This is a genomic window from uncultured Rikenella sp. (assembly GCF_910577125.1).
Taxonomy (GTDB): domain Bacteria; phylum Bacteroidota; class Bacteroidia; order Bacteroidales; family Rikenellaceae; genus Rikenella.
Map to the genome: position 1 here is coordinate 1 of NZ_CAJTMN010000083.1, position 8919 is coordinate 8919.

General features: G+C 51.9%; 11 protein-coding genes and 1 other RNA gene. 5 read left to right on the forward strand and 7 right to left on the reverse strand.

Annotated elements, in window-relative coordinates; genetic code table 11:
• Positions 1–164 precede the first annotated feature (164 nt).
• The 3 genes from QZ292_RS08245 (at position 165) to QZ292_RS08255 (ending at position 1566) form a co-directional block, all read left to right on the forward strand.
• Positions 165–536 carry a hypothetical protein gene (locus QZ292_RS08245; protein WP_294600450.1) on the forward strand — a complete coding sequence of 124 codons (372 nt, stop codon included), beginning with the start codon at positions 165–167 and terminating at the stop codon, positions 534–536.
• A 104-nt stretch (positions 537–640) separates the two neighbouring features.
• Positions 641–1054 carry a D-Ala-D-Ala carboxypeptidase family metallohydrolase gene (locus QZ292_RS08250; protein ID WP_294600451.1) on the forward strand — a complete coding sequence of 138 codons (414 nt, stop codon included), beginning with the start codon at positions 641–643 and terminating at the stop codon, positions 1052–1054.
• Complete coding sequence (locus QZ292_RS08255; RefSeq protein WP_294600452.1) at positions 1051–1566, forward strand: hypothetical protein; 516 nt, start codon at positions 1051–1053, stop codon at positions 1564–1566. Before QZ292_RS08250 ends, QZ292_RS08255 begins: the two co-directional genes overlap by 4 nt.
• A gap of 6 nt (positions 1567–1572) precedes the next feature.
• Here the strand turns inward: QZ292_RS08255 and QZ292_RS08260 are convergent, their stop codons facing one another.
• The 6 genes from QZ292_RS08260 to QZ292_RS08285 form a co-directional block, all read right to left on the reverse strand.
• Positions 1573–1923, reverse strand: coding sequence for a hypothetical protein (locus tag QZ292_RS08260; RefSeq protein WP_294600453.1), 351 nt, complete (start codon positions 1921–1923; stop codon positions 1573–1575).
• 82 nt (positions 1924–2005) lie between these two features.
• A complete protein-coding gene (locus QZ292_RS08265) occupies positions 2006–3220 on the reverse strand; it encodes a tyrosine-type recombinase/integrase (RefSeq protein WP_294600454.1) in 1215 nt (404 codons plus the stop codon).
• Positions 3221–3361: 141 nt separating this feature from the next.
• Positions 3362–3768, reverse strand: a transfer-messenger RNA (tmRNA) gene (gene ssrA / locus QZ292_RS08270).
• 261 nt (positions 3769–4029) lie between these two features.
• Positions 4030–4605, reverse strand: coding sequence for an NYN domain-containing protein (locus QZ292_RS08275; protein ID WP_294600455.1), 576 nt, complete (start codon positions 4603–4605; stop codon positions 4030–4032).
• Positions 4606–4641: 36 nt separating this feature from the next.
• Positions 4642–5388, reverse strand: coding sequence for a leucine-rich repeat domain-containing protein (locus QZ292_RS08280; protein WP_294600456.1), 747 nt, complete (start codon positions 5386–5388; stop codon positions 4642–4644).
• Entirely contained in the window at positions 5348–5629 is a 282-nt protein-coding gene (locus tag QZ292_RS08285; protein ID WP_294600457.1) for a hypothetical protein, read from the reverse strand. Before QZ292_RS08285 ends, QZ292_RS08280 begins: the two co-directional genes overlap by 41 nt.
• Positions 5630–6096: 467 nt before the next feature.
• Between QZ292_RS08285 and QZ292_RS08290 the strand changes: the two genes are divergently transcribed.
• Positions 6097–6681: a DUF3109 family protein gene (locus QZ292_RS08290; RefSeq protein WP_294600458.1), complete on the forward strand. Its 585-nt coding sequence runs from the start codon at positions 6097–6099 to the stop codon at positions 6679–6681.
• Positions 6682–7626: 945 nt separating this feature from the next.
• Here the strand turns inward: QZ292_RS08290 and QZ292_RS08295 are convergent.
• Positions 7627–7974 (reverse strand): hypothetical protein, encoded by a 348-nt coding sequence (locus QZ292_RS08295; RefSeq protein ID WP_294600459.1) that lies wholly within the window; start codon positions 7972–7974, stop codon positions 7627–7629.
• A gap of 131 nt (positions 7975–8105) precedes the next feature.
• On the opposite strand from QZ292_RS08295, the gene QZ292_RS08300 reads away from it, so the two are divergent.
• Positions 8106–8792 (forward strand): GIY-YIG nuclease family protein, encoded by a 687-nt coding sequence (locus QZ292_RS08300; RefSeq protein WP_294600460.1) that lies wholly within the window; start codon positions 8106–8108, stop codon positions 8790–8792.
• Positions 8793–8919 lie beyond the last annotated feature (127 nt).

Below are 8919 nucleotides of genomic sequence, written 5' to 3' on the forward strand. Positions count from 1 at the left end.
GACAGTCGTCGCTCGATTACACCTCGTTCACGCTGGAGGTTACGCTGGTAACCGGTAAGAAGTTCAATATCGAAGGTATCATCACGCGCAACGACTACCAGGCGGGCGTCACCCCATGGCAGACGCCCCCGCGAAACAAAAACACACAATATTAAGAGTGAACTATGACCGAATGGCTGACGAATATCAGTAACCTGCTGAGCGTTCTCTCCACTGCCGGGCTGTTAGGAGGCGGAGTATGGATGTACCGCCGCGAGAACCGCCGCATCAAGCAGGCCGAAGCGGCCCGCGCCGAGGCCGACCTGAACACCCTCGCAGCGCACGAGTGGCGGGAAATCGCGGAAAACAGAGAAGTGAAGATTAATAAAAAGGATGAAAAGATAGAGGAACTGTACAAAGAGAATAGGGAGTGGCGCGACAAGTACAACGAACTCGAGAGCAAATTACATCGATTGGAGGTGGAACGCATCAAGGAGCAGATCAGAATCTGCAATAAACCGAAGTGCGCCGACCGGGAACCGCAGTCGGGGTTCTGAGGCTATGCAAAGAAACCGCGCGATTCTTTTACACACCGATTGGTCGTGCCAAGAAAATCACGCTTCTTAGCAAGTAGTAACTGATAACGAAAACAGATTTTAACATGACCTATTTTACCATCGAAGAGCTCTGTGCCTCGGACACCGCCCGGCGGCGCGGCATCGACAACCGTCCGTCGGCAGCGATCGCCGGCAAATTGCAAACACTTATTGAGCAGCTCTTGGATCCGATCCGGGCGGCATGGGGCGCACCGATCACGGTCAACAGCGGCTACCGCTGCCCGAAACTGAATGCGGCGGTGGGCGGGGTCTCGACCTCCCAGCACTTGAAAGGCGAAGCGGTGGACATCACCGTAGGATCGCCGGCCGACAACAAGCGGCTGTTCGACCGGATCGTCTCGCTGCGCGACGAGGGCCGTATCGCTTTCGATCAACTCATCGATGAGTCTGGCTACAAGTGGATCCATATCTCCTACCGGGCCGGATCGAACCGAAACCAAATCCTGCACCTGAAATGAAAAGGATACTTATTTATAGTATAGCCACAGTCGGTCTGCTGTTGTCCGGCTGCGCAACCTCGAAGCGGGTGCACGACACGTTGCAGACCGCAACCTCGGCCACCGAGCAGGTCGACCTGCGCGCGGAATCCCGCGAGACCATCGAATCCGCCTCGCATACCGAAACCGAATCCACCAGCGCCGAATCCGAAGATGCTCGGCGGATCGAGCTGGAGTTCGACACGACTCAGCCAACCGATTCGGCCACCGGCCTGCCGCCCGTCCGGCGGATCACGATCACCGACCGCCGCCGGAACCGCACGACCGACACGCACCAGCAGACGTCCGACACGGTCAAATATCAGAAAGAAGAAACTCTTCAGGACAGCACCCGCCGAGAATCTCAATCGGAGATGGTCGCCGAACGGACGACCGAAAAGAAATCCCGCCCCAGTAGCCTCCCGTGGCTGCTGGTCGGGATCGCCCTCGTCGCCCTCGGCTGGGCGGCATGGAGAAAGTGGGGGAGAGGATAATAGTTCTTACAATGGAAAAGCTTTATCCATCCGCTTACCTTTCTTATCCTTGTCATCCCAGATCACCCGTATTTTTAACTTTTCAGGACAGATATCTTTAGTGAGGTAGAATCGCATCTGTATCACATCTTGAGCTTGACAATTGCAAGGAAATAGTTCCTCATCAATAATATCGACTCCCTGCAATTCTTGCAGTCTGATATTCTGTGCTTCTGCTTGTCCCTTATTTTGGATCTCTAAAACATATTTTCCCTTACCCAGATCATGGCATTTACAGTGTAAAGACGCGGTTTTTCTTTGCTTGCATTCCCGAAGAAAACTCGAAGTTTGAATGAATGCATCGATTAATTCTTTCATTCGTTTTAAATATTATTGACACAACAAACATAATCGCGTCCTGCGCAATAACAATAAAAACAGAAATATTTTTATTCTCGAATTATAACCCTTTCAAAAAATCCGGGCGGAAGTTCGCGACCTTCTCAGAGCGTTCGCCAAAGTGGCGGCGGATGTAGTGGATCGTAGATTCAAAATCCCGATGGCCGAGATGGTTTCGCACCTCCACGATCGACGCGCCCGACTCCAGTAATTTACCGGCTGCCGTGTGTTTCAGGGAGTAGAACTTGTAGCCCGACGGTAGGTGAAGCCGTTCCCGAAACTCCCGGAACCGACGGTTGAAGTAGTTCTTGCCCCACGGGATCGGCCCCGGCTCTCCATCGTTACCAAAAACGTAGTGCGAAGCAGGGTAGTCGGTAATTCTATGCTTTCGACACAGTTCTATCAATGCCTCCGGCATTGTGATGTTGCGCGCCCCGGTCTTGCCGTTGGCTGCCCGAATGTGGACGGTCTGTGTAAAGAGATTGATGTCCTCCACTTTCAGGAGCCGGAGTTCGTTCCCCGGTCGGCAACACAGGAAAAACTCGAACATGCAGGCCACAAAAAACTGCGGGTCTTCTTTCGCCACCAAGGCCAGCAGCTTCTGCATGTCGCAATCGGCGATCGGTCGGGCGGCCATATCCTGACGCTTCGGAGGTTTCGGAATGGTAGTAGTAGGTAGGCGGTCGATCAGTTTTCGGGATAAACAGTATTTGAAGAACTGGTTCAGATTCTGCTGGTACTTTTCGATCGACAGACGGTCCAGCTGTCGTTCCTGAATCAGATAGGTAATGAAACGGTTGATAACGGCATCATCGATTTCATATACACGCCGATCGATCAGGTCATTTTTCTCCAGCCACAGCACGAAAATCCGGAGCTTGGACACATAGCTCTCCATCGACTTCTTCGACACCGACAGTCGCTTCTCTTCGATGAATTTCGAGACATGTCGCCGGATATGAGAACCGTCCCGTCGTTGAGTTCCGAACATACCGGCAATAGCCTGATACTCGGTTTCGTCGGAGTAGATGACCGCATCGTCTGCCCACGGCCGCCAACCGGCTCGGAGCTTGAGTGTGTATTCTTTGATGATTTTGGCGGCCAGCTTGGTCTCTTCCTGTCTGTCCGCACACGCTTTGAATCCCCGAACGATCCGGTATCGCTCCATACGATCCGTTCTCGGGTTATAGACCGAATAGAGGACGCACAAGCGCCCCTTGAATGTGGAAGCCTTGGGAAGGATAACTTCCACCTTTCTGAAATTCCGAGTTCTCATAAGGCATCTGTTTTTGAAGTATCCCCATACTCAGAATACAGAAGCCGTCAGAACCGGTCAATTGGCGATTATCCAAAAATGCACCGAATTAACCACGGAATGGATTTTGTAAATCACCTTAAATCAGCGATTTATGGCGATTTGTGGAGCTGGAGGGAATCGAACCCTCGTCCAAACGAGGAACCCCGAAGTGTTCTACATGCTTAGTCTTCGCTTCGTTGTCGGGAGGGGGCCAGGAGGAAGACGTCCGAACCCGATCCGTAGTCCGTTAAAGTTCGCCCCAGGAACCGGACTCTCGAGGGGCTATCTCTCAATTGATTGATACCCGTTGCCGAAACGGGCTGAAAGCGGTCCCTTTCCGGCGGGTACTCGTCGGCCCGACTCCTTGGACGGGCGGATTAAGGTAATCTCACTTGGTGAAATTACGCAGCGAGTGCGTAGCTATTATTGCCATTTGTAGTTTGAAAGTTCCGTTTAACGAGGTCCCTTACAACCCTCGGCATGCTTGCCCCGAGACTCTTAACCCGCTGTCAAAACCGGTCAGCCCCAAGCAATGATAGAACGGTGCACAGGTATGGCAAATTGCGCGCCGAACGGATACAAAGGTATGAAAAAAGTGCCGCCGGTGCAAGGGGGTGTTCCCGAGGAGCTGGCGGCGGGACAGAAAAGAAACCCCCGCTCCGCCGGGGCGGAACGGGGGAGAAAACAAATAGGTCTGCCGGGGTGTCAACGTAAGCCAACCCAAAGGATCAGCCCGATGATACACAGGGCGACGAGCAGACTAATCAGACAGCCTTTGTAGAGTTCGGTCATTTAGGATTAACTGTAGAAGATGATGGCCATTCAAACTCATAACGTCCTATTTCTGCGAAGAAATAATCCAATGGTTTGACGGATGCTACCGATTGAGCCATTTCCCCGTGTTCATTAAAAGCATTGGAGAATGCCCACATTTCGGTTTCCCACCCTCGCTTAATTGCAAGGTTAATCAGCGGGATAAAATCTCGATCGCCCGACAATAATTTTAAAGTAGCAGGCTCTGTTGTGGTGCAAATTATTTCAGCACCTTGAGCTACAAGTTCAGTGTCTACTGCTTTTTCTTTACCGGCAAAATTTCGATCATGTACGATAACTGTAAATCCTTGATTTTTGGCAGCCTCCCATACAGAATCGCTTATTGGGGGGCGAGAGCCGACCAAAATAGCTTTTTGTATGTTTTGCTTTCCAGCAACAACGGATAAAAGTTTTCCGAAGTCTATTCTCCAAGACGGATCATTTATATCTTTTTCTCCAGCTTGTGACGTTATCCCTTTGGATTTAGCTGAGAATTTTCGACCCTCAATCCAGACATTGGAGTTGTCTACGATAATAACACAATTTTTCATTTCTCTTAATTTTTAGATTGGTTAATCCTTTAATTTTTACCAGAAACGTACATTCCACCCTTTGTTTTCCGCGATGTAGTAGTCGCCGGCGGTGTACCAGTCGACATTGATTCTTCCCTCCCCTTGACCTACCACCGGCAGATCGTTGTAGATTTTGTTCATGACAACTTCCGGAAGACGATTGTTGTAGCAATGCAACTCTCTCAACTGCGTACACCCGCTAATATTCAGCGAAGTCAATTGATTGTTGTAGCAATACAACTCTTGTAACTGCGTATTTTTGCTGACATCCAACGAGGCTAGTTCATTTTCGCTGCAAGACAAGTCTTTCAACTGCGTATTTTTGCTGACATCCAGCGTGGTCAATTTACTTCTGTAGCAATGTAACTTTTCCAACTGTATGTTTTGGCTGACATCTAACGGGGTCAGTTTATTCCAGTGGCAATACAACTCTTCCAACTGTGTACACTTGCTGACATCTAATGAGGTCAGTTGATTTGATGAGCAGTACAACTCTTCCAACTGTGTACACTTGCTGACATCCAACGAGGTCAAATGCTGGTTGCTGCAATCCAAATATTGCAAACAACTACAATGATCTAAAATAAGAGAAACACAGCCATAGGAATGGGGCAATGATAATAATGCAATAGCGCCATCTTTCCCAGTTATTTTGACTATGTATGTTCCTGCTTTATTGTAGGTATGACTATATGTTATGCCTTCATACTCCCTATTTTCCTCATCGTCGTCTTCTGATTGCTGCTTTCTTAACTCCGGCATTCGGAAGTCTTTCGATAATACCATCTCCCCAGTCGATCGTAGCGGTACCTGTACCGGCCAGCTCGATATCGATGCTGCTACAATTTACCTGCAGTTCAATATTCCACGGGCCTTTGAAATTGTTAGGGTTGTTGGGATTATTGGGGTCATTGGGATTGTTGAGTACGTCGTTGTCCTTGTTACAGGACGAAACCATAACAGCCGCCAAGGCCGTTAAGAAAACGAAAAAATGCTTTTTCATCAGCATAAAAAATTTTTTCGCCCCTCCGACTCCGAGAAAGACAGGGTGTGTAGAAAAAAGAAAGTGTGGAGTCGTTAGTTTATCCGAACGGAGGCTCTGGTAAGCCCAAACACAAATAAACAATACCCCACACCTGTATAAAGTACGCTCAGAACGAGGCATACGAATACAAGTGACGAGTGTTATTGCTACCCTTGTGTTTTTGAAATTTACCAGATTCCGTTCAAGGATAAAAGCTAAACACTTTCATCAATATGTCTGCCGGAAGCCATGCTCCCGACACCGACAAAGATAGAAAATGTTTCGCACCGAACACTCTTTGGGGGTATTGCACCGACAAATTTCGGCCAAACTTTCCGAAATTCCACTATTGCCCCGAAACTATGTTCATCGTATGTTTGTCGGACGGGGGCGGTTCGGGCAAGAAACCCTATCTTTGCCTCATACATCACGGGAAAGGACTTGAAATGATACAGATAGACGATAAAATCATTAGTTTGGAGCTTTTTACAGCTCGTTTCTGTTGCGATCTGGGGGCGTGTCGAGGGGAGTGCTGTGTGGAGGGCAATGCGGGGGCGCCGCTCGATGAAGAAGAGATCGCGGTGTTGGAAAATGAATGGGAACGTTATGCGCCGTACATGACGCCGGAGGGGCTTCGGGCGGTCGAGGAGCAGGGGGTGGCGGTGACGGACGAAGAGGGTGACCTCACGACGCCGCTGGTCGCGGCCGGGGCGGAGTGTGTCTATGCGATCCGGGAGAACGGGGTGACGTGGTGTGCGATCGAAAAGGCGTGGCGGGAGGGCAAAACGCCTTTCCGAAAGCCGATTTCATGTCATCTCTATCCGATTCGGCTGGTGAGGCTCGCGAACGGCATGGTGGGGTTGCAGTATCACCGCTGGGAGGTCTGCCGGGCGGCGGAGGTGTTGGGGGAACAACGCGGCGAACCGCTCTACAGAACGCTGCGGGAACCGATCGTCCGTCGTTTCGGCGAGGCGTTTTTCCGTGAAATGGAGGTGTGCGAAGCGGAACTCCGTAAGATGAGGGAAATATAACGGGGCGTCAGTTTGATCGGTGTAACGGAGTAGGGTAGAGGCTGCCGCAGCGAGCGCAAACCGGAGTCTTGCGGAGCCTAAGGCGTAGCGTAGCTAACTAAAAGTCTTTTGGGTATCTTTTCTTCAGAAAAGGTACGGTTCTGTCCAGCTCAAAACTCGACAGTCGCCCGCCCGCGTAAAGAGGGATTTCGCTCGTTTTGCGGTGAGCAAAATCGAGATGAAATCCCAGCGGGCGACGGTTGAGGTGTCGCGGCGCATGAACAAAGCTTGATCCGTGCGCGACAGCTGGAGAAGGAAATCATCCAAACGCGTGATGCGCGTTTGGATAAGATTTCCGCCAGCGTGCGGGAAAAATGCGAAACGCGGCGGAGCGACAGCGGAGCCGCAGTGAGGCGGACACGGGGCTGAGAACGAGTAGCGCGATTCCTACGGAATCGCCGGGCTTGCGCGTTGGGCCTTTGGCCCACCCGGGGAGTGCGCAGCCCGAACCGGCAGGCGACAAGGCCGAATAGGGTAGAGAATTGGGCTGAGTGCTGTGCGACCCTTTGGGTCGCGCAGTCCGTCGCCACCCCCGGCGGCGGGCTGCAACTCGACGGAGCTCGTTGCACCCTCCGCTGGCGCCGCACTGCGATGGATTTTCGGCCTGCGCGCCCCTGACGAGGCGCAAACTGGGCATAAAAATCGTTGACTGCTTACTCCAAAGTACCTTTGCCCGAATGAAAACCCGTCGGGGGATTTTCAAGGGGGATGTGAATCCCCCTTGAATGTGCTCTTTGCCTACTTTCTACCACATAGTAGAAAGTAGGGGCCCCCGCGGCCCAAGCGGAACAAAGAAAAGAGATTGAGATAGGAACCCAAAGGCGCGCGGGTTTGTTAATGCGTTTTTGAGTCGCCCGCGGCAATTCTTGTTGGTTGGCGCTTGGCCAACCAACAGAATATGCCCTCTTAAGCGGGCGGGCGACTTTCGAGCTTCGAACCGGACGGAACAGCCCTTCGCGGGCGGCGTCCGGCTAATAAGGCAGAGAGAACCCTAATAAAACGCCGGTGGGCGACGGAGCGATGCTTGCGCATCGCTAAGGCTGTGTCGGTAAACTGGAGTAGAGGTTGCTTATTGGGGCAGAGGCTGCCAATTGTGAGTGCGACACGCACTTCCGAGAGGCAACGCAACTGAAGACCGTAACCACGGTTGCGCACGTAGCCGGGATTGAGGTGCTGCGTGCTGAAGTCCAAGAACACGCCGTTAGTCCCGCTGACAGCGGACGACCAACTGTACCCGCTGTAGCCGACGTCCATCAGATCGCCTAACCGCCCATTGTTGCCTGCGTCGCGGAAGCCCGGGGCGGAAAATTGAACGGGGAAATAATGTTTTAGCTCCGAAAATTGGTCGATTCATCGTTTTTCTCTATCTTCCCGTCATTATGCAGGTGCCTGATTCCACTTATCCGATCCATATTTATGTCCTTCAGCTCGAAGACGGCTTTTGGTACGTGGGAAAAACGCACCATCCGGAGGGGCGCTTTAGGCAGCATGTGAGCGGGAAAGGGGCTGAATGGACGAAACTCCATAAGGTCGTACGGTGTGCGGAAAGGCAGGTCTTCTATGTCGAGACCGAGTACGATGAAGATAAGTATGAGAATCGGGTGACGATCGAGTGGATGGAGCGCGAAGGATGGCAGAGGGTAAGGGGAGGCGTCTGGTGTGAGGTCTCGGAAGAAAAGACACTCCGGAAACTGCATCGTTACGGCTATTTCCGACAAATCAGGATATCAAAACAGCAGTTCGCAGCTCAGGCTCTGGTGCGTTATGTGCTGGAGTTGCGGGAGGGGAAATACTTTGTCGGTTATACGCGCGATCTGAAGCGTACGCTGCGAAAACACGAGTACGGCAAGGGGGCCGAGTGGACGAAAAAATACCGGCCGGTGAAGCTTGTGCTGGCGGAAGGGTTTGAAACGCCGACGGGAAATGTCCGGAACCGGAGGGATGTCGATCCGTTGGTGATTGAATGTTTTGGGAGATACGGGTATGAGAATGTGCGGGGTGGGTCGTTTGCGGCGGTGGATGAGGATGCCCATTTGGAAGCGTTGATCCGGTATGGCGTCTCGATCGAATGAGCCGATAGTGTTACTCTGATTTTTATTTTGGTGCGTGTCCGCAGGGGGCGAGGGGTTGGGCCGACACAGCCGCAGAAATGCGAAGCATTTCCCGTCCACGGGACGTGGGGCCCGGCCGGCCCGAGGC